A 23,721-nucleotide genomic window follows, 5' to 3' on the forward strand; every position below is an offset into this window, starting at 1 on the left:
CCCCATCCGCGCTATCTACCGCCGATGCAGCCCATCGAGATCGCCGCCTTCTATCATTTCGCCCGCCTGCCGGATTTTGCCGCCCTGCGCGAGCCGCTGGCGAAGCTCGCCTGCTCGCTCGGCATCAAGGGCATCATCCTGCTGGCGCCGGAAGGCATCAACGGCACGGTGGGCGGCACACCCGAGGCGATGGCCGCCTTCCATCCCGGGCTGCGGGAAATCACCGGCCTTCCTGCCATCGAGCACAAGACCTCTTTCGCCGATGAGATGCCCTTCCTGCGCATGAAGGTGCGGTTGAAGGAGGAGATCGTGACCCTCGGCGACACCAGCGTCGATCCCACCGCGCGCGTCGGCACCTATGTCGAGCCTAGGGATTGGAACGCCCTGATCGCCGATCCCGAGGTGCTGGTGATCGATACCCGCAACGATTTCGAAGTGCGCATCGGCAGCTTCCGGGGCGCCATCGATCCCCACACCAAGACGTTCGGCGACTTTCCCGCCTATGTCAGGGACAATCTCGACCCCGCCCGTCACCGCAAGGTGGCGATGTTCTGCACCGGCGGCATACGCTGCGAGAAAGCCACCAGCCTCATGCTGCGAGAGGGCTTCGAGGAGGTCTACCACCTCAAGGGCGGCGTCTTGAAATATCTGGAAGAAATCCCGCCGCAGGAGAGCCTGTGGCAGGGCGCCTGCTTCGTCTTCGACAAGCGCGTCGCCGTGGGGCACGGGCTAGCGGTCGAGGACTACCAGCTCTGCCATGGCTGCCTTTCGCCACTCGATGCCGAAGAACGGCGCTCGCCCGACTACGAGGAAGGCGTGAGCTGTCCCCATTGCGCCTCGACACTGACGGAGGCGCAGAAGGCCTCTTCTCGGGAGAGGCACCGGCAGGTGGTGCTGGCGGAAAGGCGTGGCGGCACGCATCTGGGGCCGGTCGGCGACGCCGCCACGATGCAGGGCGCGACGCGAGCCTCCCCTACGAGGCTGAGGGAGGTGGCCGAACGCAGTGAGGTCGGAGGGGGTGTGGTCCGCTAGCTGCACATAGCAAGAAAAGGCTGCGCTTGTTTCTTAAGCCGCGCCCACTTTTCCCTGTGAAGTCGAGCCCGTCGGGCCACACCCCCTCCGAGCCGACTTCGTCGGCCCACCTCCCCCAGCTTCGTGGGGGAGGCTCGCGTCGCGCCCTTCGATCCAAGCCCCTCCCCGGACCTCACTGATGCCTGAAACCGCCCTCGTCCTGTTCTCCGCCGGCCAGGATTCCACCACCTGCCTCGCCTGGGCGCTCGAGCGCTTCGACCATGTCGAGACTGTGGGCTTCGATTATGGCCAGCGTCACCGGGTGGAGCTCGACATGCGGCCGACGGTGCTGGCGGCCCTGCGGCAGTCCTTCCCGGCCTGGGGCGCCAGGCTCGGCGAGGATCATCTCGTCGATCTCGGCGTGCTGGGCAAGATCAGCGAGACCTCGCTCACCCGCGATGTCGCCATCACCATGCAGGCGAACGGGCTGCCCAACAGCTTCGTGCCAGGGCGCAACCTGCTCTTCCTGACCTTCGCCGCCACGCTCGCCTATCGGCGCGGGGCCAGGCACCTCGTCACCGGCGTGTGCGAGACCGACTTCTCCGGCTATCCCGATTGCCGGGACGACACCATGAAGGCCATGCAGCTCGCGCTCAATCTCGGCATGGAGGCACGCTTCGTCATCCATACACCGCTGATGTGGATCGACAAGGCCGCGACCTGGTCCCTCGCCCGCAAGCTCGGCGGCGACACGCTGGTGGACCTGATCCGCCGGGACACCCACACCTGCTACAATGGCGACCGCAGCCACCGCCACGACTGGGGCTTGGGCTGCGGCACCTGCCCGGCCTGCGAACTGCGCGCGGCCGGCTACCGCAAGTTCATCGCCGGCTGAGAGCGACGCGGCCTCGCAACGATACGAATATCCGCCGTCCCCTCTCAGGGCTTGTAGACGGGATGCGGATGATGCCGATAGACGTGCCTCACGTGCCGATAATGCCGGTAGTGCTTGGTATAATACACCCCCGGCTTGTAATGCTCGCAGCCCTCATAGCCGTTGGGCACCCAGTTGGGCGGCAGCGGGGCGGCATAGCGGCAGTCAGTGGCGCTGTAGGGATAGCCGCGCTGCGTGGCGCAAGCACCCAGTCCGCCAGCCAGCAAGGCAACCATGGTTGCCGCAATCAATTTCGTGCTCATCGGCCGTCCTTTTGCACCCGCACCACCAAAACAGCAATTTATCAGCCCACCTCCAGGATCGGCTGATAAATTGCTGCGTCTTCTCAAAGTTCTAGGCGTGAGACTCGCCCCCGAATGCGATTCCGACGCAGTACATAAAGCTCAGGCAACCTGAACCGGACATGCGGTCTCGTCAAGCGCTGCGGTCGCACCGCTCCGGTCAAAACATCGCGCCAAAAAAGCAGCGCATCGCCGTGCCTGAAAGCTGGCTGAAAGCTTGCTGCCGTAGGGTGGCGCCGTTCAAAGCAGGGGCAGCGGGCGAACCAAACCAGGGAGGTAGGAATGACCAGGCTCGGCTTGGCAGTCTCCGTTACGACTTTGGCTTTCGTCATCGGCACGCCGGCTCTCGCCTTTGACGGCTGGCGCCTGCAACATGCAACCACAATCGATGGCAAGGGCTCGGGCTACGACTATGTTTCGGTCGATTCGACCACGCATCACGTCTTTCTCGGCCACCGCAAGGAAGGCCTGCAGGTCTTCGATCCTACGGCCGGCAAGGTGATCAAGGTGATCGACAAGACGGCGACGGACAGTTCGGACGGTGCCGTGCTCATCCCCGAATTCGACCTCGGCGTCTCCAACAACGAGGATGGCACTATCACGCCGTTCAAGCTATCGACGCTTGAGGCGCAGGCGCCGATCAAGGTGGGCGAGGATCTCGACACCAGCCATTACGATCCCGTCAGCAAGCGCCTGGTGCTCAACATGGGTTCGGGCGATGACGGCACAGAGCTGATCATGCTGGATGTTCCCTCCCTGAAGGAGGTCCGCCGGCTCAAGGTGCCGAGCAAGAAGGTGGAAGGCGCCGACAGCGACGGCGAATCCGGCTTCTTCCTGGCCGCCCAGGACCTCGACAAGGTCTACAAGATCGACACCACGGCCGGGAAGATCGTCGCCACCTATGATACCGCGCCCGCCTGCGGCCACCCCACGGCGGTGACGGTGAACGCGGCCGATGAGCGTGTCTATGTCAGCTGCCGTGGCCACGACGCCATCAAGCCCTCGCTCCTGGTGCTGGATGGCGTCAGCGGCAAGATCGTCTACAGCGCCGAGATCGGCGGGGGCACCGACAGCATCATCTATGATGCCGCTCTCAAGCGCATCTTCACCGCCAATGGCGTGAGTGCCAACCTCAACGTCTTCCAGGTCGACGGTCCCGACAGCTACAAGCCGCTGGAGACCCTGGGCACTCGCGCCGGCGTGCGCACCATGGCGATGGATCGCCAGACCAAGACGATCTACGCCATCACCGCCGAGGGCAGCGCCGACGCCTCCAAGAAGATTCTGACGGCTGTCTCGCCGTTCTATGCCAACACCTTCTACCCGAACACCTTCACGGTGCTGACCTACGGCAAGCCCTGAGAGGGTCCCAGAACAAATCGCCGACCTAGCGCAGGCGCAAGGTCGGCGATGATCTGGGCAACGATGGCGACAACCTCGCGCTCTATCAGAGGCCCAGGCCCTTCTTCACCGCCGGCAACCCCGGCTGGCCGTCGAACGTCGTGACGCCATTGAGCCAGGTATCGAGGACGCCCGGGTTGGCTTTAAGATATTCAGCGGCTGCCGTCGGGCCGTCCTTGCCGTCGGTCAGGATCATGTTCATCATCGTATTTTCAAGATCGACGTTGAACTTCAGATTGCTGACAAGCTTGGCGGCGTTCGGGCATTCGGCCGCCCAACCCGCGCGCTCATTGGTGTAGACGACAGCACTGCCGAAGTTGGGACCAAACGTTTCATCACCGCCGGTCAGGTACTGAATCTTGAAGTTGACATTCATCGGATGGGGAGCCCAGCCAAGGAAAACGATGTCCTCCCCGCGCGCAACATCGCCTTGAACCTGAGCGATCATGCCTTGCTCGCTCGATTCCACCAGCTGGAAGCCCTTCAATCCGTCCTTGTTGTTGTCGATCATGCCCTGGATGAGCCCGTTGCCGGTATCGCCTGGTTCTATGCCGTAGATCTTGCCTTGGAGCGAATCCTTGAATTTTGCGATGTCGCTAAAGTCCTTCAGTCCCTTGTCATAGGTATATTGCGGCACGGCGAGCGTGTATTTCGCACCAACAGGAAGATTGGCGCCGGTGACGACAATCGATTTGTCGTCAAGATATGGTTTGCGATCGTTCACCATGCTGGGTTGCCAGTCACCGAGATAGACGTCGATATCCTTGTTCTTCATTGACGCGTAGGTAAGCGGAATGGTGAGAACCGTGGTCGTTGGCGTATAGCCCAGACCTTTCAGAATGAGGGAGGAGATGGCGGTCGTCGAGGTGATGTCGGTCCAGCCGACATCGGAAAATCTGACGGTCCTGCAGGATTCCGAATCGCTGGCCCGTGCGCCGCCGGTCACTCCGAGGGTCAGGGCGGCGATTGTGAACATGATGCCGAAATTTTTCATTCCAAAATCTCCCATATCCGGTGATTCACACCATGCGACCCCACCACGGGGCGGCACTGACCGTTAGAACTCGATGACGAAGCGGCCTTTCGAGGTGCCGTTTTCCAGGGCGAGCAAGGCGTCCGAGACTTGCTCCAGCGAAATGGTCTCGACGGCGATTTCGAAGGGCCGTTCAGCGTGCATAGCGACGAGTTCGCGCATCTGGGCCCGGGTGCCGACGCTGGTTCCGGTGATGATGACGCCCGTGGCCGTCAACCACTCCTGAATCAGGGGAACTGGCTCGAACACCATCGCGGCTGCAATGATTCTGCCACGGGGCCTGATAGCAGCGATCATCGCGGCCCAGGTGGCCGTCGTCGGAGCGAAATTGATGCATGCGTGGGGCTTGTTGGTTCTCGCCGCGAGTCTGGCAGGCAGTGTGTCGTCGGCGATCTCAGCCTCCATCGCCCCATAGCGTTGGGCGATCTTCAATTTTACCGGGTCGCGATCCACCGCCAGGACCTTGATGCCAAGGCGGCTGGCGATCTGAATAGCGTAAAGCCCAAGGCCGCCGCAGCCGAAGACAATGCAGGTCTCGCCCTCCTTCAGTTCCGCCTTTTTGAGGGCGCCATAAGCGGTGATGCCGGCGCACATCAGCGGAGCAGTGGTGAGGGGATCGATGTTCGAGGGCAAGCGCACCGCGAACCCGGCACTGGCAAGGACGTAGTCCGCAAACGCTCCCGGCACATTCAGGCCATGGGCCCGATGGTGCTGGCAGAATGATTCGTCACCCTCCAGGCACTCGTCGCAGTGGCGGCAGGTGTCATGAATCCAGGGCACCCCAACCTGGTCGCCAAGAGCCCAGCCTGCGACCCCGTCACCGACCGCTTCGACGACGCCGACCCCTTCATGCCCCATCACGAAAGGCGAGGGAATCTGCGTCGGTATGCCCTCGCCCCTCCAGATATGGACGTCTGAATGGCAGACCCCGCAGGCCTGAAGGCGCACCAATAATTGTCCAGGACCAGGAACCGGACGGGGCAGGCTCACAACGCCAAGGGGCGCCCCATAAGTGGCGAGCACAGCTGCACGCATCGTGTCTGCACTTCCTGTCATGGACGTTCCCATCGCGACCGGCGCCCTCGCGCCACCTCATCCCGCGCGGATGCCGCGGGGGGAGGCAGAGAAGCAGCGCCAACCAATGGATTGGAGCGTACGCCCAAAAAATTTTTAGACAAGACAGAAAATTGTTAGAGCGTACAAAAAATTGGCCCGATATAAGAATTGGATGGCTGCGAAGAGCAAGAAGCAGAAAACCCGGATCGAGGACATCAGGCGGATCGAGCTGATCGAGGCAGCCCACCGCATCTTTTTGCGCGACGGGCTGAAAGGTCTGACCACCACGCGGATCTGCCATGAGGCGGGGATGTCACAGGGCATCCTGACCTATTATTTCAAGGACAAGGACGAAGTACTTTTCGAGATGGTGAGGTTCGCCAATCGCCTGCTGATGGATGCGGTGGTGGTCAATTTGCGCCAGGCCCAGACGCGTTGGGATCGCTTGATCGCGATTATCGATGGCAATTTCCCGGAGTCGAAATTCGATCGCAACACGGCGAACGCCTGGATTTCCTTCTATGCGGAGGCCGCCCATTCACCGCGCTATGCCCGCTTGCAACAGCTGTTCTACAAACGGCTGAGGTCCAATGTCATGTCGGCGCTTTTTCCACTCTGGCCCAAGAGCAGGATCGATCATTTTCTCTCTGGCTTTGCTGCGATGCTGGATGGCTTCTGGCTGCGGCGCGGTCACTCGGACGGCGCTATTTCACGGGAGCAGGCAAGAACGCTGCTGGTGGAATATTCCGAGAAAATGCTCGGGGACGACATGGTTTCGAAGTTGAAGCTGCTCCGTTGAAACCCGATGCGGTGAGGACGCCGGGGTCAGGCTCAAGAACCCATACCCCCAGCTTTACCCGGGAACTTGGCGAGCCCGATGCGCTCGCCGACTGCATCATCCGGCCAGGGACCGCGCCGGTTCGGCCTGCTGCGGCCTGAGCACCTCGTCGCGGTAATGCGCGGCGATGTCGTCGCTGGTGGTGAGCCAGACGCCCTCATGGCCGGCGATATAGGCGAGCGCGCGGTCGAGATATTTGTGTCGGAAGGCCTGGCCGATGACGAAGGGGTGCAGGGCCAGGGCCATCACGCGGCCGCCTTTGGCGCTGTCGGCATAGAGCTGGTCGAACTGGTCGACCACCACGCGGTAGAAATCCTCGCCCGACAGGCGATGCTGGGTGAACAGCATGATGTCGTTGAGCTCCACCGAATAGGGCACCGAGATCAGCCCCGGCACGTTGAGCGGGAAGGGCTGGTCGTCGGCGCACCAGTCGAGCACATAGTCGAGGTCGAATTCACGCAGCAGCCTCGGGGTTTCGAAGGTTTCCGAGAGGCCCGGCCCCATCCAGCCCCGCACCGGCCGGCCGGTCGCCTGGCCAATGGTTTGGATGACATCGGCGAGATCAGCCCGCTCTTGCTCCACCGTCATGCCGGTCTGCAAGGTCGAATTGTTGCGGCCATGCGCGAGCCAGGCCCAGTCCCGCGCCTTTCCGGCGGCGATGATCTGAGGATAATGCCGGCAGACATCGGCGTTCAGCAGCACGGAGGCGCGCAGCCCGTGTGCGTCGAGCGCGTCGATCACACGCCAGATACCCACGCGTGCCCCATAGTCCCGCCAACCGTGATTCAGCGCGTCGGGCTTGAGGTGTGACGTACCGGCAAAGATGCTGGTCGCCGGCTTGTCGACCTCGAAATGCTCGACGTTGAGGCCGACATAGAAGGCTAAGCGGGTGCCGCCGGGCCAGGTGAGCGGCTGACGGGTGGTGATGGGCGCGTAGTCGTAAAGGGTGTTGTCCATAGGCTTCTCCTTTGCCGTGAGCCAGCGGAGCAGCGCCGCAAGGGACCGCGTGCCCTGCCCTCCAGGCTGTTGGAAGCAAAGATAAATTCGTTCCTCATTGAAGAGAATTAGGCTAAAGCTTGAAACATATCGGACATTTATGTCCGCAAAAGAAAGGCTCACCGTGGACAGCCTCAACGCTCTCAGCGCCTTCGTGCAGGCCGCCGAATCGCGCAGTTTCACCCTGGCTGGGCGGCAGCTCGGCGTATCCTCTTCCGCCATCGGCAAAGCGGTGGCGCGGCTGGAGGAGAGGCTCCAGGTTCGTCTCTTCCACCGCTCGACCCGCTCGATCACGCCGACGCCCGAGGGCCTGCTCTTCCTGGAGCGCTGCCGGCGCATCTTCGACGAGATCGATGCGGCCGAGCACGAACTCGCCCAGGCCACCGGCGCGCCGCGCGGCAGGCTGCGCGTCAGCCTGCCGATGATCGGCATGCTGATGATGCCGACGATCGGTGCCTTCATGCGCGCTTTTCCCGAAGTGGAGCTCGACCTCGATTTCACCGACAGGCTGGTCGACGTGATCGAGGAAGGCTTCGACGGCGTCATCCGCGCCGGGCCTGTCAGCGATTCCCGTCTGATGACGCGCGTGCTGGGCAATTTCCGCTTCAGGCTGGTGGGCTCGCCTGTCTATTTCGCCGAGCGCCGGCCACCGAGCCGACCGGAGGAGCTGACCGCCCATGCCTGCCTGCACCACCGCTTCGCCACCAGCGGCAAGCTTGAGCCCTGGCCGCTGCGCTGGGCTCGTAAGGAGGTGGACTTGCCGAGGAGCGCCGTGCTGAACACCATCGAGCCCCTGATCGAACTCGCCGAGCAAGGCCTGGGCATCGCCTGCCTGCCGGATTTCGCGGTGCGCCAGCAGGTCGAGGATGGCCGGCTCGTCGCCATACTCGACGATTTCATCCGCCATCAGGGGATCTACCGCATGCTCTGGCCCTCGAGCCGCCACCTTTCGCCCAAGCTGCGGGTGTTCGTCGACTTCATGGCGGCGAACCTGCTCCCCGCCTGAGGCACCCACCTACATCTTCTCGATCCTGCCAGGATCGAGCCTGCCCCTCACCAGATCCCACAGAGCCAGCAGATTGCCGACAAGCCGGCCGCGCCGGTCAGCCCAGGGCTCGGGATTGAAGCTCTTGAGGAAGTTTGAGGAGAGGTTCCACACACCGCCTTCCAGGGCACCGCGCAGGCTCATATTGCCCTTGCGCGAGATATAGACGCGGTTGGCAATCTGCGAATAACCCAGGCGCCTGCCCGGGCTGCGGCCGGCCTTCTTGGTGCCGAGATGAACGCCGCGCAGGCGCTCGCTCTTCACCACGCGGCCGTAGCGCGCGATGGCGCGAGAGAAGTCGACATCCTCCAGCCAGGAATAGAGCGGCAGCCTTTCGTCGAAGGTGAGACCGTGGCGGCGCGCGAGGTCGAGTCTGATGGCCATGTTGCAGCCATAGGCATTATACACCTCGCTGAGCCGGTCCGGCGCCCGGTTCGGCCCCGCGTCAGAGAGGGCTTTCAACCCGGTGTTCATATCGATCCCGGCACCACGAATGCCATCGGCCAGCACGCAGCCCGTGGCGATCGCCACGTCCGGATTGGCATGGAAGAGCTTCTCGATCTCCACCAGGAAATCGGCATCGGGCAGGAAGTCGTCGTCGAAGAACACCATCACATCGGCGTTGCTGGCCGCCATCAGCGCATTGCGCTGACGGCACAAGCCCACCGGGCTCGACACTGTGCTGAGCTGGGGATGCGCCTGTCGGAGTGTCTCTACGTCGGCATCCTCGGGCCTCGCCGGGCAGATCAGGAACTCCTCCGGCGGGCGTTCCTGGTTGCGCATGAAGAGCACCGTATCGGCAAGCACCTCCCGGCGGCCGGCTGTGGCGATCGCAATGGCGATCTTCAGCTTGGCGGGCGACGTCACGGTCGCCTCTCTCCAGGTGGTACCGCCAGACATAACGGCGTTGCGGGAATAGTGATCATGAAAATTGCGCAAAATCTGTATCATCGCATCATGAGAAATTCATATGTTTCGTTAAGGAGAAGAAGCCGAGACGATCAAAGGATGCCGGAGATTCGAATTTTTCGCTGACTCCTTCGGAGAAAAGGACAAGATTTCTCCGGTCCTGCAGCATCTTGTTGTAGATGATATATTCGGCGCCAAACCTGAAATGCTCCTTGCGCAGCATTTCCGCATCGATCTTGTCTTTCAGATCGGCGGTGAATTTGAAATGCAGGAGGGCCACGGTTTCCTCGGCGAACACCGGCGCGAAGACGCCGTGAGGGCTGGCATAGTCGATATCAACGCCGTCGCGGCTGTTCAGCGTGAAGGGCGTCTTGTTGAGGCCGGGCGGTTGGGGCGGAAAATGTTCCACGATGTAGCGGTGCCATTTCGGCGGCGCGGCGTTGAGCACGCGGCCGAGCTGGGCGCGGAAGAAATAGTCGAACCAGGTCGAACGGGCCTCCCGCTCGAGGCTGGAGATCAGGCGCAGACGCGGCCCCCCAAGGCATTCCAGCTCCGCCCTGCCCCGCGCCCAAGGCTTGAGCGGGCGCTTGCGAAACTTGTAGACCGCATCGAAATAGCAGCAGGTCTCCACCAGCCTGCTATCGGTTTGCGCGTCCAGGAAGGGGCCGCGCGGATACATGTCCACCATCAAGCCAAAGACGGCGTTGGGCCGGGTGCCGAGGCTGGCGACGAGATCGCCGACCTTGCGCTGCGGGCTGCCGCGATAGACGAGATATTCGTCAAGATCCACGTAAAGCGTCCAGGTGTCTGGCGGCAGAGCCCTTCGCACTTCGTTGACCCACATCATGCCGAAGTTCGATTCGCGGAAAGAAAGTTTTGTCGACAGGCAGTGAACGTCTTTCTGGCTTCTCAGATATTCTACACTGCCATCGGACGAATCATTGTCTACTATGACAAAGCATTCGACGCCAAGACTACGATAATGTTCAAGCCAAAGTGGCAGGCGCCTGATCTCATTGCGACAAATGGAAATCATCACAATGCCGGCGGCCGTGACATTATCCTTTACGTAAGTATAAATTTGCGACTCAGACATTAGGACGCTGCTTCCCACGCTGATTCGAACTATCGCAACAGACCACGAGAAGCGTCAAGCCTCCTCGATGGAATAACGAAGCCACCCATAGCGGGATCGGCAAGCACTTCCAAAGCACGGAAACCTTTTAAAGCGCCAGCGCGCTTATTTCAGCAGGCAACCTTGGCAAATCGACGGCAAGAAGGTGCGTTGTTACCATTATGGCAAGAGATTACAATCACAGTATCAGGTCATGTTACCTATAGCATGCCATACCGATACCCAACAAACGTCGATCACCTCTTCAATTCTAGGCAACCGACAGCAAGAGCTTCGCGCTTCGCCGAAAAGGAGAGAGCGAATAGTTCTTGGCGCACAAGTCAAGAACAAAATATTGCTGTCGCCATCCAAGTTCACCAGCGCTTACATCGTTACGGCAACGGGCGCTGCCTGGGTTTATTTCATCTACTTGGGGCCGATTGTGACATGGAGATGAAACGCGGCGACGCCACTCGATTACAGGCGGCGCCAACGTACAAGGCATGCAACATTGCGCGGAACGCGGGTGGCGATTCCCGTGGAAAACGGCCCAGCGACGAAGACCCGGCACATCGAACCGGCTTCGGGAGATCCCCGAATGGCTCGGCGCCCTCAGGTGCCCGGCTTCTGAAACTTGAGGATGAAGCGGTCGCTCTCGCCGATCGCTTCATATTTCGCATGATCCTCGGCGCCGAGCTTGTAGGTGGGCGGCAAGGTCCACACGCCGGCAGGATAGTCCTTGGTGTCCTTCGGGTTGGCATTGACCTCGGAACTGCCGAGGTACTTGAAGCCGGCCGCCTCGGCAAAACCGATGGCGACGTTCTGGCGGACATAGCCAGATTTGGCGAGCGGGTCCTGCGGCTGGTCCGGCTTGCCGCGATGCTCCTCCACACCCAGGATGCCGCCGGGCTTGAGCGCCTGGTAGAAGGCGGCGAAGGACTCCTTCGTGGTGCCGGCCGCCATCCAGTTGTGGATATTGCGGAAGGTCAGCACGAAATCGGCACTGCCCGCCGGGGCGATCGCATGCTTGTCGGCAGAAAATTCGGTGATCTCGGCCTTGCCATATTCGGCGGGATCGGCCGCGAGCTTGGCAGCCAGGCCGGCATTGTCCTTCTGAACCTCGGCCGACGTCGAGGCCTTCTCGCCATTGGCGGCGATGTAATGGCCCTTGTCCCGCAGATAAGGCGCCAGGATCTCCGCCCAGTAGCCGCCGGCGCCGGGCAGGATCTCCACAACCGTGCTGTCGGGCTGGACACCGAAGAAGGTGAGGACTTCGCCGGGGTGGCGGTATCTGTCACGCACGCTGTTGAACTTGGCGCGTTGAGAGCCGTTGATGAGCGCCTGCAGGGCGGGATCGATGGCCTGGGCATGAGCGAGAGCGGGCAAGCCGGTGCCAAGGCCGAGAAAGAGGGCGGCGGCCAGCACGGAGCGGCGGGACAAAGGCATGCGGCAATTCCTTGGTGATAAAAAAAGGGCCTGTTGCGCCAACTGTCCGCCCGGTCGCCGGGGATGTCAACAAAGTATACAAAAATTATAGACTATTCTTCTCTTGCTCGAAGCACCGAGACCACCGACATCTTAAGGAGACGCTTTCGGCAGGAGCCTGTTCATGAGTCCCTATTGGCCTTCCTTGATGGGTGGCATGCTGATTGGCCTGTCAGCGGCCCTGCTGCTGCTTCTCAACGGCCGGATTGCCGGCGTCAGCGGCATAGCCGGCCGCCTGGTGCAGGGCTTCCATATCCTCACCAACGGCGCCTTCATCCTCGGCCTGGTGCTCGGTCCCGTGCTGTTCCTGGGATTCACTGGCCATTGGCCGGCGGTCACCATCACGGCCTCCTCGCCCCTGCTGCTGCTCGCTGGCCTGCTGGTTGGCTTCGGCACGCGCATGGGTTCCGGCTGCACCTCCGGCCATGGCGTCCTGGGTCTCGCCCGCCTCTCACCCCGCTCCTTCGCCGCCGTGGTGACGTTCCTGATCGCGGGTGTGGCGGCCGTGGCCTTGCTCAGGAGCCTCACGCCGTGAGCCGCTCCCTCCCGCAAGCCATCGTCGCCCTGGGCGCCGGAGCGATCTTCGGTTTCGGGCTGTCGCTTTCGGGTATGCTCGACCCTGTCCGAGTGCAGGGTTTCCTGGACATTTTCGGTCGCTGGGATCCGAGCCTTGCCTTCGTGCTGGCCGGCGCGGTCATCGTCGCCTTCATCGGCGTTCGCATCGCCCGGCGCCTGGCGCATCCTGTGCTGGACAAGGATTTTCACCTGCCTGTCGCGCGCGCCATCGACCCGCCGCTGATCATCGGCTCGGCCCTGTTCGGCATCGGCTGGGGGCTGGCCGGCCTGTGCCCCGGCCCGGCCCTCGCCTCGCTCTCGCTGGGCCTGTGGCAGACGGCCCTGTTCGTTGCTGCAATGATCACCGGCATGGTGCTGCATGACCGACTGCCCGCACGGCGCCGCTGAAGAGCGCCGCGCCCGTGCCGGGATAAGCCGAAGGTCTGCGTCAGTGACCGGTGGCGGCGACCTTCCGGCTGCCGCTGGCGGTGGCTCCCCGCTCCCTGCGCCCGTCGCGATAGCCTTCCAGACGGCCCTGCAGTGTCTTGAGATAATAGGCCCCGCGCCCGCGCTGGCCCTTGGCAAAGCTGATCACCGCGCCACCCAGGGAGCGCAACATGAAGTTCATGGAATAGGCAAAGCCGAGATCATGCTTGCCGAGCACATAGCCCATGCCCCGGCCATAGCCGAGCGCCTTCTGCTGCATGCGCGGATCGGTGGCGTCGATGCTGATCTCGGGGTGGTGGCCGTAGATGGCATAGTCGTAATAGACCTTGTAGCCCCTCGCCATCATGCGCAGCACGATATCGGGACCCTCGCAGGCCTGCCAGGGCGAGGAAGCGCCGACACCGACATCGACATCATAGCCACCCACCGCCTCAAAGGCCTCGCGCGTACAGAAGGAGACCCATTCGATCAGCGAGTTGAACACGCCCCGGGGCTCCGTCCAGCCCGCACCTTCGAAGAAGCGCCCATTGATCGGACGTCCGGTCTCGTCGCCCGCGCGTCCATTGACGACCGCGGCGCCGGTCTTGGCAAAGGTGTCGGAGACCTTTTGGAGCAGCCAGGAGGGATAGGTGCAGTCGTCGTCCGGAAAGCCGAAAATGTCGCCCTTGGCTTGCTTTGCGCCGTCATTGCGACCCCGGCTCAGCCCGCGCGCCTTGGGCGTGCGCAGATGCCGCACCGGAAAAGGCCGCTGCCTGGCGGCAAGGATTTCGGTGACGCGCTCATCCCCGTTCTGGTCAACGATGACGACCTCGAAATCCTTGAATGTCTGAGTTTCCAGACTGTCGAGCATCAAGCCGATCTCGCGAGATCGCCCGAGCGTTGCCATGATTAACGAGAAACGCACAGCCATCGACTCCCCATGCAAGCACCGAGAGTCTGTATTTAAAATAATACACGCTAAAAGTCTTCCGGCGTCTGTGGCAATTACGCAAAATTCAGAATGCCTCTATCACTCCGCAAGGTAAGAAATGATTTGCTCTATCCCATCAGAATTAAAGATTAAATTTTAGTATAATTTGTATTATTTCTTTATTTATTTGAAACTCTACGGAAGGCGAATCTCCAAAAAAAACCCTCAACGCGCCCCGTCAATGTATTCATGTAGTAGATCGCTCGCCCACGCCGGCCTTTTGCCAGGCTCACGAGGCAGCCGCCGAGGGAGCGGGCCATGTAGTTCAGGCTGTAGCCCAGTCCGAGCCGATTCTTGGCCAGCACGTAGCCCATGCCGCGGCCATAGCCCCGCACCTTCTGCTGCATGTGCGCATCCTGGATGTCGATGACCATTTCTGGGTGATGCCCGTAGATATCCTGATCGTAATAGGCCCGATACCCCTTCGCCATCATGCGCAGCATGACGTCCGGCCCCTCGCAGGACTGCCAGGGCGTCGGCGCGCCGGCTCCGACATTCTCGTCATAGCCGCCCACCGCTTCGAAAGCGCTGCGCTTGCAGAAGGACACCCACTCGATCACGGTGCGGAAGACATCCTTCGGTCCTGTCCAACGTGCGCCCGTGGCGAAGCGCCCATTGATGGAACGTCCCGTCTCGTCGGCGGCGCGGCCGTTGACGATGTCGGCGCCGGTGTTTTCGAAAGTCTCCACCACCTTCTCAAGAAAGTGGGGCGGATAGGTGCAGTCGTCGTCCGGGAACCCCAGAATGTCGCCGCCGGCGCACCGGGCTCCGATGTTGCGGGCCCAGCTCGCGCCGCGTTGCTTGCTGCCCGCCGGTCCGGCCGGAGCGCGCACATGCTGGATCGGGAAAGGCCGAGGCTTGGCGGCCAGCACCCCCGCCACGCGGTCGTCGGCGTTCTGGTCGACGATGAGAACCTCGAAATCCCGGAAGGTCTGGGTCTCCAGACTGTCCAGCATCAAGGCGATCTCCTTGGAACGGCCAAGGGTCGCCATCACGAGCGAAATACGCACGGTCATTCTCGCGGCGGGAGGATCGGGAAATTACATCTTCAGGATGTTGGCGGGATGCAACCTGCCGCGCACCAGATCCCACAGGGCCATGACATTGCCCGCGAGCCGGCCGCGCCGATCGGTCCAGGGTTCCGGCCAGGCGCTTCTGAAGAAGTTGGACATCAGATTGGACACGCCGCCTTCCAAGGCCCCCTTCAGGGTCATGTTGCCCTTCCTGAGGATATAGACGCGGTTGGCGATCTGCGAATAGCCCAGGCGCTTGCCAGGGCTGCGGCCCGCCTTCTTGGTGCCGAGATGCACGCCGCGCAGGCGCAGGCCCTTCACGATCTGGCCATAGCGAGCGATCTGGCGGGAAAAGTCAACATCCTCGAGCCATGCGTAGAGCGGCAAGTTCTCGTCGAAGCGGACGCCATACTGGCGTACGGGGCCAAGCCGGATGGCCATGTTGCAGCCATAGCCGTTATAGATTGGCTCCGGTTCGACCGGCAGGTCGTTGGGCCCGGCGGAGGCCAGTACCTCGAAGCCGTCGCTGAAGTCGAGGCCCGCACCGTTGGCGCCATCCGCCAGCACGTCTCCGGTGGCGATGACCACATCGGGATTGGCGCGAAACAAGCGCTCTGTCTCTTCCAGGAAATCTGTGGCCGGGAGAAAGTCATCGTCGAAGAACACCATGATGTCGGCCGTGGAAGCCTCGATCATGGCATTGCGCTGATGGGAGGAGCCCATCGCGCTCGAGATGATGCGGACATGCGGGACGATCTGCCGGAGAGCCGCGACGTCGGCATCCTCGGGCCTGGCGGGGCAGATCAGGAACTCGTCGGGAACGCGCCGCTGGCGCGCCATGAAGCGCACCGTCTCGGTCAGCACGTCACGGCGGCCGGCTGTCGCGATAGCAATCGATATCCTGGTCTTGTCCATCAAAATCACTGCCGCCGGTCTCCAGCACATCTCTTACGGCCTAGTTGTGAGCAGGATGTGTCAAAACGTACAATCCTGTCGACCCGTCTGACGAGCCCCGCGAATTCATAGAAAGGCGCTGGCCAGAAACACCCGGACGATGCAACAAGACCGGGAGGTTTCCTCCATGCCCGATGTCCCGTAAGAAAACTGACCCCATACGGACATGTACAAGATCCGAAGCGCCGATCGACATGTTTTTCATATCGAACTCGAGACCCTCGAATTCGCCATTCCGCTAGGGAAACTAACAGCACTTGATATGCAGGATTTCTGGTGGGTAAAACAACCCAGACGAATCGGTAAGTCGCTACCCTTTTGGGGGAAGGGGTCCGATACCCCGGATATTCTCCCAGATTCCCTGTCGCGCGGGGGTTTTGCCACCCCAGAGAAGTAGTGCCCCGCGTTGATGAAACAGAGAACGGCATCCAATTGTGGCCGATAAAGGCGACAGAAATACCGTCATTGCGGGCGCAGCGAAGCAGTCCAGGGGCCAAGGCGGCGTCTATAGCCCTTGGATTGCTTCGCTGCGCTCGCCATGGCGGGCCAGGATTCCGCCGCATGATTGCAAAGTTGGCGTCTACTGTCAGGCGCCCGCGCTCATCCGGAGATACGTGCTCCGCGTCAGCTCTGCCTATGTGTCGAGGTCCTGCTGCATATTGGCGACCTTCTTTCGGATGAGATCAAAAGTGTCTCCGCCGATCACGAAGTGCAGCGGCGGCTGATTTGCCTCAATAGCGGTAGTGATCGCCTTGGCACCGCGCATCGGATCACCCCGCTGCTTGCCGTGGGCGGCCAACAGAGTATCGCGGCCTTGCCAGCCGTTCGACTGCCTCATGGAACGCCCCCGGAAATCGGTGCGGGACGCGTCCGGCTCCACGATAGTGAGGCCGATTACCTTAAGTCGTCATTCAGCAGCGCAGCGTGGAATGCCTCGGTCGCCTCGTCGGCCGGAAACATGCATTCGATGCGCAGTTCCTGGGCCGCAACGGCTTGCGGCGTTCCGACGGTGGTGACCATTGAGAAATAGTTCAGGACCTTGCCATTCCTGACAAAACCGATGGGGATGACCGGCGCCACCGACTGGACACTCGCCGCTTTTGGCGGTGTCCAGTCAGGCTCGACGTTGGGAAAGGCGAGCAAACTCGCCAGCAGCTCCCTGATCCTGTCGTCGACCACGCGCCCGACCGCCTCCCGATAGACGCGCTGGATCAGGCTTTCCGCTACGGTGGGCCAATCGGCAATGAACGGGCGCATGCCTTCCGGATCGAACATCAGGTGCAGCAGGTTGCGCGGGCTCTTGCGTGCCGACAGGTCGGTGAAGCGGCCGAAGAAGCGCGGCGCCGCGCGATTGGTCTTGAGCACGTTCCAATAGCGGTCCATGACCAAAGCGGGGAACGGCTCGTGCTGGCGCAGCATGCGCTCCAGGGCCTTGGTGATGCTGGTCATCTCCGGGCCGTCCCAGGCGCCGTCCGGATAGATCGGCGCATAGCCGCCGGCCAGCAGGAGCGTGTTGCGGTCGCGCAGGGGGATATCGAGCGCTGTCGCGATGTCGATCAGCATCTGGCGGCTCGGCATGCTTCGCCCGATCTCGATGAAGCTGATGTGCCGCTGCGACACGCCGGTATCGAGCGACAGGTCGAGTTGACTCTTGCCGCGCAGATCGCGCCAGTGACGCAGCAGGGCTCTCAGTTCGCCACCCGGCGGCATGACGGTTGAACTTTGTGTCGTCATCTCGGCTCCCTCTCGAAGGCAGGACCGGGTGGATCCGTCAGATCGGAGCCGTCCGCACCGCACTATAGACCGGCGGCGCGGACCCTCGCAGCCGCTCAGGCCTGCCAGGCGTGCCGCTGCAGGACGTCCTCCAGCGGCGGCTCGGTCATGGTGCCGGCATAGTTGGTGATGGTCGAGGCCGCGCTGACCGCCAGGATTTCCAGCCTCTGCTCCCGCGTGAAGCCGGCCTCGATGAAGGCCGCGAGGTCCTGTTCGGTCACGTGGCCGCGCCTTTCGATCAGCTTGCGCGCCAGGGCCGACAATGCGGCAACGCGCTTGTCCGCCGGCGCGCGGCGTGCTCGGATCGCCTCGACATCGGCCGCTGCCACGCCTTGCTCGAGCGCCAGCATGGTATGGAACGCGACGGCCCAGGTGCAGGAATTCGTAACCGCGTTGGTCAACAGCAGGATCTGGATCTCCGCCTCCGTGAATGTGCCGGCATGGACCTGCTGAAACAATCCGACGAAAGCCTTGATCAGCTCCGGCGAATTGGCCATGACGCCGGCGAGGTTCGGGATCAGGCCGAAAGCCTGCTGCAACTGCCCGAGCACCGGTTTCGATTTTGCCGGGGCCGAGGCGATGGATTGGATGGGATAGGAAGTCATGATCGCTCCTCGCTGATATCGCACGGACGAAATCGTCCGGGTCTGCAAGGATCAAACGCCAAACCTCGAGGCTCGCCAACTACCCGCCAGGTAGTCGAGGCAAGCTCTCAACGGCTTGCCGGGGGCACAAGCAACGCCCTTCACCACCACAGCGGCGCATCAATCGATAAGATTTGCGTCTTGGAGCCGCTCACACCGCTCCAAGACGATTATGGGCAATACTGGCCGGCATGCCTCGCGCGACCTTCACGCGGAACTCCCCGCCAGTGCGGCAGGCTCACACCATTCAGATCTGAGCCTGGCCGCCGTCGACGAAGAGTTCGGTGCCGGCGATGAAGCTCGCGTCTGTGGAAGCAAGGAAGACGGCAGCACCCGCGACCTCATCGGGATCGCCGACGCGCCCAAGCGGCACCGTGGAAGCCATGTAGTCGAGCAGGCCCTGCTGCTGCGCCGCGTCGGGGCCCGCCAGATCGACAAGGCCGGGCGTCTTGATCGGGCCGGGACTGATGACGTTGACGCGAATGCCGCGGGCCTTCAGGTCAAGAGTCCAGCTCCGCGCGAAGTTGCGTACCGCGGCCTTCGAGGCGCTGTAGACGCTGAACGCCGGCGTGCCTTTGATGCTGACGTTGGACGAAGTGAGGATCACGGAGGCGCCATCGACCAGGAGCGGCAGCGCCTTCTGCACGGTGAAGAGCACGCCCTTCACATTGCGACCGAACGTGTCGTCGTATTGCTCTTCGGTGATCGAGCCCAGCGGCAGCATGGTGCCGCCGCCGGCATTGACAAAGAGCACGTCAATGCGGCCGGCGTCGGCTTTCACCTGCTCATAAAGCCGATTGAGATCGCCAAGATTGGCTGAATCCGCCTGGATCCCGGTAGCCCTCGGCCCGATCGTTGCGACTGCGGCGTCGAGTTCGGCCCGACGGCGGCCGGTCAGGAAGACGCGCGCGCCCTCCGCTGCGAACCGTTTGGCCGTTGCCAGGCCGATGCCGCTGGTGCCGCCCGTCACGACGGCGATTTTTCCTTCGAGTTTGCGTGCCATGATTTGTCTCCTTGTTGACGAGACAAATCTGGGCTGGCTGGTCACTATCCGAAATAGAAAGAGTTGAAAGTTATCATTGCATAAATGTCATCATCTGAGACGGAGTCGCATTACCGGGCTATGGTTCGTTTCTCCCTTGCGGCGGTGGTTTCCAACCCATCACCGCTTCCGCACTCCAGCGTGCATCCGTCAGCTCGGCGATCAGGAAATCAGCCAGGGCGGAGACCTTCGCGGGACGTGCGCGAGCCGTCGGCGTCACGAAGTACAAGCCGCCTTCGGGCAGCCGCCAATCGCTGAGAATCGGTTCAAGCTGCCCATCCGGAAAATATTGGGTGGCGATGAACTCGGGGAGTTCGGTGATCGCCAACCCATCGAGCACTGTCGGCAACAAAGCCTCGGCACTCGTTCCTCGCAGTGGTCCTGTTGGCGTAATCGCAGACTCCTCCCCTGTTTTCCGATGTGCGAAACGCCAGACGTCACGCTTCGATCTATTGGTGTAGCTCAGGCATTGATGGGCGACGAGGTCATGTGGGTGCTGCGGACGGCCATATCTTGCAATGTAGGTCGGCGATGCAACCACGAAGCGTCGCACAGGGGCAATCAGTCGCGCGACGAGCGAAGAATCCTCCAGAACGGCGATGCGCAGCGCGGCATCGAAGCCGTCGCCGATCAGATCCGTCTGCGCATCGGTCAGGTGAAGGTCGACGGCGATGTCGGGATAGCGTCGAAAGAATTCCGGCAGCATGGGTGCGACCCAGCGCGTGCCAAAGGACAGCGGGGCCGCAAGTTTCACGAGGCCGCGCGGACGACTGGAAGCCTCGCGCGCGAAGTCCTCGGCCTCCTCTGCCTCAGCGAAGATCTTGGAAGCCCGCTCCGCGAGCGTGTGACCATAGTCCGTCAACGCAAGTCGCCGCGACGTCCTGTTGAACAGGCGCCCTCCGAGGCGTTCTTCAAGACGCGTGACGGCTCGCGAGACCGTGGCCACCGAGACGCCCATGGCGCGGGCAGCCGCGGCGAACGAGCGCTCCTCGGCCACCTTGGCGAACATGGCTAGCCCCTCGAAGTCGGGCAGCTTCGACATCATCAATCCTGCAACGATGATTTTCAATCATTTCTATTTCGAAAATACCACTCTTGCAACAATATTCATCTCGACCGCAACGAGATGCGGAGCTTCCCATCAAGGAGACTTTCAATGTTCACGACCCGTTACCTTCCCTTCGTTGGCCGGCTTATGATCGGTCTTCCTTTCGCAATGAGCGGCCTGAGCAAGCTCGGTGCCTACGGTGCCACAACCGGGATGATCAGTGCCGTCGGATTGCCTTTCCCGCCACTGGCCTTCGCTGTGGCTGTCGCAGTCGAACTCGGCGGTGGTCTGCTTCTGATCGCCGGCTATCGCACCCGCACCGTGGCCGCTGCCCTTGCCCTGTTCGCACTCGCCACGGCGGTGTCGTTTCACGCCAATTTCGCGGACCAGAACCAGATGATCCACTTCCTCAAGAACGTGATGATGGCGGGTGGGCTCGTGCAGATCGCCGCATTCGGCGCCGGTGCGCTCAGCATCGACAATCGGCGCAAGACCGGCGAGCTGGATTCACGCCCCGCAGTCGCCGCCTGACTATCCAGGACGGCGTTCTCGCTCATGGCCTCACGGGCCGTGGCCAGCAGGGTCACCGGCCCGGGAAACCATCTCCGAAAATGCTGTTGGCGCTTACCCCTCTGCCACCTGGGGGAAGCCATGCTCCCAGAGTCCGAAAAGATGGCGATATCGCGCAGGCGAGCTCACACCCTCACTTCGGGCACTGCAGCCTTCGTGAGCGGAGCGCCGAAACAGCGCAGGCCGCCCTCGACACCCAATGGAGAAAACCGTGTCCCCCACTTTATCGACCCTGTTGCTTCGCAATCTCCACGACGTGTTCGGTGAGATTGATCCTGTGCGTCGGCGCGCAGCGATCGACGAGATCTTCCACGAAGACGCCGTATTCTACGACCCCAAAAGCGGCATTTACCGCGGCCGCGACGAGATCGATCGCATCGCGGGCGTGATCAAGGCTACTCATCCTGACTTCCAATATCAGCCGCTCTCCCCGCCCGAGGAGGTGGGTAATGGCGGTCGGGTCAGGTGGGTGTCGGGTAGCCCTGGCAAGCCGCCAGCCTACGCCGGAACCGATTTTATGGTCGCCCATGACGGCAAGATTGCCGCCATCTATCTCTTCTTTGACGAGCTCCCAAACTGAACGTCGCGGCGGCGACATTGCTAGAGCGTGGTGGCTTCAAGATCAATTGCCTTGGCTGTCATCCCCGGCCGTATCCTCACAAGCTTTGCTTGTGAGTGTGCTCACGAGCGCAGCGAGAGAGAGCGAGGGGAAGGGGATCAGGGCTCATAAGGCAGAGACCTTTGGCCCCTAAATCCCCTTCCCAAGGCCTCCGGCCTTGCCGGGGATGACAGCCTCTCCTGTCTCGTTGGCGATCGCGTCTAAAGCCACTATGCTCTAGGCGCCCTTCGAGCGTGAGGACGCTGCGGCTTTCTCCGCCCGGAACACGGATGCAAATACCACCTTCTCGAATGTCTTGAGCGCTGCGTCATGCTGATCCGCTCTCGCGCGGAGCACGGCGCCCTCCCACGCGTTCAGGACGAAGTCGGCGACCTCCTGAGGATCGAGGTCCGTGGTCAGCTCGCCCTTTCGCTTCGCCTGGCCGACAACCTGTGCAAGGCACGCACTCCAGCGCAGGAAGGTTCCCGAGAGGCGTTCGCGCATGCTGTCGCTCTGGCCGCTGACCTCTCCACTGAAGCGGCCGATCAGGCAGCTGACGAGAAACTCGGACTCGATCAAGTCCCCGGACAAGGCCCTGAAGTGCTGCTTCAGGCGCTCGGCAGGCTGATCATCCTCCTCCAACAAATGCTGAAGTTTGTCGTGGGCAAGTTCCCAATAGCGATCGATAACGGCGCAGCCGAGCGCATCCTTGCTGCCGAAGTAGGCGTAGAAGCTGCCTTTGGGAATGCCGGCCCTATCGACGATCTCCTTGACGCCAGTCGCGTTGAAACCGCCCGTCGAGAAGAGGGAGTAACCCGCTTCAAGAACCCGCTCCCTCACATCACCACGCGCCATCGTCTCTCGACCCGTCCAACCCCGCAGCATCTCGTGCCGATCCAGCCTATTGGAGGGAGTCCGCCCGCGCAACGCGCGCCCGATCAAGCGTAGCGACACATAGATACTAGACGACCGGTCGTCTAGTATCTATGATCTCACCAAACGCTCCTCACATGGATCGCACGGAGAGAACAATGAATGAGACGGGATCTGATGAAATCGAGACGCGTGAGACAGCGCCGATCCAGCCGAACTTCACCGAAATCGATGGCCTGAAGATCCGTTACGCGCGATCCGAGAATAATGCGCCGGAGACACTTCTTCTGATAAGCCCGTGGCCGGAAAGCATTTACGCGTTCTTGCCGATATGGCGCCGTTTGGCGGAGAATTATGCCCTTGTGGCGATTGATCTGCCGGGTTTCGGTCGTTCGGAAGGGCATGCCGATGTGCTCGCCCCCGAGGCGATGGGTGAGTTCGTCATCAAGACCATGAACGCCCTTGGCGTGGTGCATCCCCATGCAGTTGGTCCAGACATCGGTACGGCGACGCTGTTATTCGCTGCATCCAATCATCCCGACGCCTTCGCGAGCATCACGGTTGGCAGCGGTGCCGCGTCACATCCGCTCGAAATCGGGTCCACATTGAAAGACATCCTCGCTTCCCCGACGATCGAGCCGTTTCTGCAGATACCATCGTCGGCCATTGTGGACGGGGTGCTCTCCACCCTGACGAACTACAAGGCGCCCGATTTCGTGCGGGACGATTACATCGAATCATATGCGGGCGACCGCTTCGGAAAATCCACCGCCTTCGTCCGCGCCTATCCCCAAGAACTGGTGACTCTGGGCGAACGGCTGCCCAAGATCGAAACGCCGGTTCAGATCATCGGGGGACTCCATGATCCCTTTGTTCCGATCTCGAACGCCGAGTATTTGGCTGCGCGCCTTCCCAATGCAAAACTCGATATCATCGACTCCGGGCACTTGGTCTGGGAGGATGCCGCCGAGACGTATGCAAGCATCATTATCGAGTGGGCTCGCACCAACCGGCGTGCTTCGAGGTCGACCCAAAGCTCAAGCTGAGCACGCCAAACACGGTATGGGCAACGTGCTGGGGTCCGCAAAGAAGTAAGCTTCGGCTGAGGCC

25 protein-coding genes and 1 pseudogene are annotated in these 23,721 nt (G+C 61.8%); 10 read left to right on the plus strand and 16 right to left on the minus strand.

The window, feature by feature from the left end; genetic code table 11:
- Window positions 1-24 precede the first annotated feature (24 nt).
- Both trhO and queC read left to right on the plus strand, forming a co-directional pair.
- A pseudogene (trhO, locus tag QQL24_RS05900) lies at window positions 25-927 on the plus strand (oxygen-dependent tRNA uridine(34) hydroxylase TrhO); the annotation flags it as partial.
- Window positions 928-1,210: 283 nt separating this feature from the next.
- On the plus strand, window positions 1,211-1,906 hold the full coding sequence (gene queC / locus QQL24_RS05905; RefSeq protein WP_284310977.1) for a 7-cyano-7-deazaguanine synthase QueC: 696 nt from the start codon (window positions 1,211-1,213) through the stop codon (window positions 1,904-1,906).
- 44 nt (window positions 1,907-1,950) lie between these two features.
- On the opposite strand, the gene QQL24_RS05910 is transcribed toward queC, so the two are convergent.
- Window positions 1,951-2,208, minus strand: a complete 258-nt coding sequence (locus tag QQL24_RS05910; RefSeq protein ID WP_284310978.1) for a hypothetical protein — start codon at window positions 2,206-2,208, stop codon at window positions 1,951-1,953.
- Window positions 2,209-2,529: 321 nt separating this feature from the next.
- Between QQL24_RS05910 and QQL24_RS05915 the strand changes: the two genes are divergently transcribed.
- Window positions 2,530-3,609: a YncE family protein gene (locus tag QQL24_RS05915; RefSeq protein WP_284310979.1), complete on the plus strand. Its 1,080-nt coding sequence runs from the start codon at window positions 2,530-2,532 to the stop codon at window positions 3,607-3,609.
- An 85-nt stretch (window positions 3,610-3,694) separates the two neighbouring features.
- On the opposite strand, the gene QQL24_RS05920 is transcribed toward QQL24_RS05915, so the two are convergent.
- Together QQL24_RS05920 and QQL24_RS05925 are read right to left on the minus strand one after the other, a co-directional pair.
- A complete protein-coding gene (locus tag QQL24_RS05920) occupies window positions 3,695-4,642 on the minus strand; it encodes a choline ABC transporter substrate-binding protein (protein WP_431310644.1) in 948 nt (315 codons plus the stop codon).
- A 63-nt stretch (window positions 4,643-4,705) separates the two neighbouring features.
- Window positions 4,706-5,749 carry an alcohol dehydrogenase catalytic domain-containing protein gene (locus QQL24_RS05925; protein ID WP_284310980.1) on the minus strand — a complete coding sequence of 348 codons (1,044 nt, stop codon included), beginning with the start codon at window positions 5,747-5,749 and terminating at the stop codon, window positions 4,706-4,708.
- A gap of 160 nt (window positions 5,750-5,909) precedes the next feature.
- Here QQL24_RS05925 and betI point away from each other — a divergent pair, with 160 nt between their 5' ends.
- On the plus strand, window positions 5,910-6,536 hold the full coding sequence (gene betI, locus QQL24_RS05930; RefSeq protein ID WP_284310981.1) for a transcriptional regulator BetI: 627 nt from the start codon (window positions 5,910-5,912) through the stop codon (window positions 6,534-6,536).
- A 96-nt stretch (window positions 6,537-6,632) separates the two neighbouring features.
- On the opposite strand, the gene QQL24_RS05935 is transcribed toward betI, so the two are convergent.
- The gene (locus tag QQL24_RS05935) at window positions 6,633-7,532 is read right to left on the minus strand and encodes a polysaccharide deacetylase family protein (protein WP_284310982.1); all 900 of its coding nucleotides are present in this window, start codon (window positions 7,530-7,532) and stop codon (window positions 6,633-6,635) included.
- 163 nt (window positions 7,533-7,695) lie between these two features.
- Between QQL24_RS05935 and QQL24_RS05940 the strand changes: the two genes are divergently transcribed.
- On the plus strand, window positions 7,696-8,577 hold the full coding sequence (locus QQL24_RS05940) for a LysR family transcriptional regulator (protein WP_284310983.1): 882 nt from the start codon (window positions 7,696-7,698) through the stop codon (window positions 8,575-8,577).
- 9 nt (window positions 8,578-8,586) lie between these two features.
- Here QQL24_RS05940 and QQL24_RS05945 read toward each other — a convergent pair whose 3' ends face one another.
- The 3 genes from QQL24_RS05945 to QQL24_RS05955 all read right to left on the minus strand — a co-directional run bounded on the left by QQL24_RS05945 (window position 8,587) and on the right by QQL24_RS05955 (window position 12,085).
- Window positions 8,587-9,483, minus strand: coding sequence for a glycosyltransferase family 2 protein (locus QQL24_RS05945; protein WP_284310984.1), 897 nt, complete (start codon window positions 9,481-9,483; stop codon window positions 8,587-8,589).
- Between the two features lie 88 nt (window positions 9,484-9,571).
- Entirely contained in the window at window positions 9,572-10,639 is a 1,068-nt protein-coding gene (locus QQL24_RS05950) for a glycosyltransferase family 2 protein (protein ID WP_284310985.1), read from the minus strand.
- A gap of 612 nt (window positions 10,640-11,251) precedes the next feature.
- Window positions 11,252-12,085 carry a class I SAM-dependent methyltransferase gene (locus QQL24_RS05955; protein ID WP_284310986.1) on the minus strand — a complete coding sequence of 278 codons (834 nt, stop codon included), beginning with the start codon at window positions 12,083-12,085 and terminating at the stop codon, window positions 11,252-11,254.
- Between the two features lie 163 nt (window positions 12,086-12,248).
- Here QQL24_RS05955 and QQL24_RS05960 point away from each other — a divergent pair, with 163 nt between their 5' ends.
- Entirely contained in the window at window positions 12,249-12,659 is a 411-nt protein-coding gene (locus QQL24_RS05960; RefSeq protein WP_284310987.1) for a YeeE/YedE family protein, read from the plus strand.
- Window positions 12,656-13,087, plus strand: coding sequence for a YeeE/YedE family protein (locus QQL24_RS05965; RefSeq protein WP_284310988.1), 432 nt, complete (start codon window positions 12,656-12,658; stop codon window positions 13,085-13,087). The genes QQL24_RS05960 and QQL24_RS05965 overlap by 4 nt, the downstream gene beginning before the upstream one ends.
- 40 nt (window positions 13,088-13,127) lie before the next feature.
- Here QQL24_RS05965 and QQL24_RS05970 read toward each other — a convergent pair whose 3' ends face one another.
- From QQL24_RS05970 to QQL24_RS06005, 8 genes are all read right to left on the minus strand, one after another.
- Entirely contained in the window at window positions 13,128-14,036 is a 909-nt protein-coding gene (locus tag QQL24_RS05970; protein WP_284310989.1) for a glycosyltransferase family 2 protein, read from the minus strand.
- A 179-nt stretch (window positions 14,037-14,215) separates the two neighbouring features.
- Entirely contained in the window at window positions 14,216-15,106 is an 891-nt protein-coding gene (locus tag QQL24_RS05975) for a glycosyltransferase family 2 protein (protein WP_284310990.1), read from the minus strand.
- A gap of 30 nt (window positions 15,107-15,136) precedes the next feature.
- The gene (locus QQL24_RS05980; protein WP_284310991.1) at window positions 15,137-16,024 is read right to left on the minus strand and encodes a glycosyltransferase family 2 protein; all 888 of its coding nucleotides are present in this window, start codon (window positions 16,022-16,024) and stop codon (window positions 15,137-15,139) included.
- A 673-nt stretch (window positions 16,025-16,697) separates the two neighbouring features.
- On the minus strand, window positions 16,698-16,901 hold the full coding sequence (locus QQL24_RS05985; protein ID WP_284310992.1) for a Rossmann-fold NAD(P)-binding domain-containing protein: 204 nt from the start codon (window positions 16,899-16,901) through the stop codon (window positions 16,698-16,700).
- Between the two features lie 56 nt (window positions 16,902-16,957).
- Window positions 16,958-17,797 (minus strand): helix-turn-helix domain-containing protein, encoded by an 840-nt coding sequence (locus QQL24_RS05990; protein ID WP_284310993.1) that lies wholly within the window; start codon window positions 17,795-17,797, stop codon window positions 16,958-16,960.
- A 95-nt stretch (window positions 17,798-17,892) separates the two neighbouring features.
- On the minus strand, window positions 17,893-18,441 hold the full coding sequence (locus tag QQL24_RS05995; RefSeq protein WP_284310994.1) for a carboxymuconolactone decarboxylase family protein: 549 nt from the start codon (window positions 18,439-18,441) through the stop codon (window positions 17,893-17,895).
- Window positions 18,442-18,727: 286 nt separating this feature from the next.
- Window positions 18,728-19,483: an SDR family oxidoreductase gene (locus tag QQL24_RS06000; RefSeq protein WP_284310995.1), complete on the minus strand. Its 756-nt coding sequence runs from the start codon at window positions 19,481-19,483 to the stop codon at window positions 18,728-18,730.
- A gap of 118 nt (window positions 19,484-19,601) precedes the next feature.
- Window positions 19,602-20,564 carry a LysR family transcriptional regulator gene (locus tag QQL24_RS06005; protein ID WP_284311053.1) on the minus strand — a complete coding sequence of 321 codons (963 nt, stop codon included), beginning with the start codon at window positions 20,562-20,564 and terminating at the stop codon, window positions 19,602-19,604.
- 114 nt (window positions 20,565-20,678) lie between these two features.
- Here QQL24_RS06005 and QQL24_RS06010 point away from each other — a divergent pair, with 114 nt between their 5' ends.
- Together QQL24_RS06010 and QQL24_RS06015 are read left to right on the plus strand one after the other, a co-directional pair.
- Window positions 20,679-21,101, plus strand: a complete 423-nt coding sequence (locus tag QQL24_RS06010) for a DoxX family protein (protein ID WP_284310996.1) — start codon at window positions 20,679-20,681, stop codon at window positions 21,099-21,101.
- A 250-nt stretch (window positions 21,102-21,351) separates the two neighbouring features.
- Complete coding sequence (locus tag QQL24_RS06015) at window positions 21,352-21,720, plus strand: nuclear transport factor 2 family protein (RefSeq protein ID WP_284310997.1); 369 nt, start codon at window positions 21,352-21,354, stop codon at window positions 21,718-21,720.
- A 255-nt stretch (window positions 21,721-21,975) separates the two neighbouring features.
- Here the strand turns inward: QQL24_RS06015 and QQL24_RS06020 are convergent, their stop codons facing one another.
- Complete coding sequence (locus QQL24_RS06020) at window positions 21,976-22,593, minus strand: TetR/AcrR family transcriptional regulator (protein ID WP_284310998.1); 618 nt, start codon at window positions 22,591-22,593, stop codon at window positions 21,976-21,978.
- A 176-nt stretch (window positions 22,594-22,769) separates the two neighbouring features.
- On the opposite strand from QQL24_RS06020, the gene QQL24_RS06025 reads away from it, so the two are divergent.
- Entirely contained in the window at window positions 22,770-23,657 is an 888-nt protein-coding gene (locus QQL24_RS06025; protein ID WP_284310999.1) for an alpha/beta fold hydrolase, read from the plus strand.
- The last annotated feature ends 64 nt before the right edge of the window (window positions 23,658-23,721 follow it).

Origin of the sequence: Labrys miyagiensis (assembly GCF_030160835.1) — a bacterium.
Taxonomy (GTDB): domain Bacteria; phylum Pseudomonadota; class Alphaproteobacteria; order Rhizobiales; family Labraceae; genus Labrys; species Labrys miyagiensis.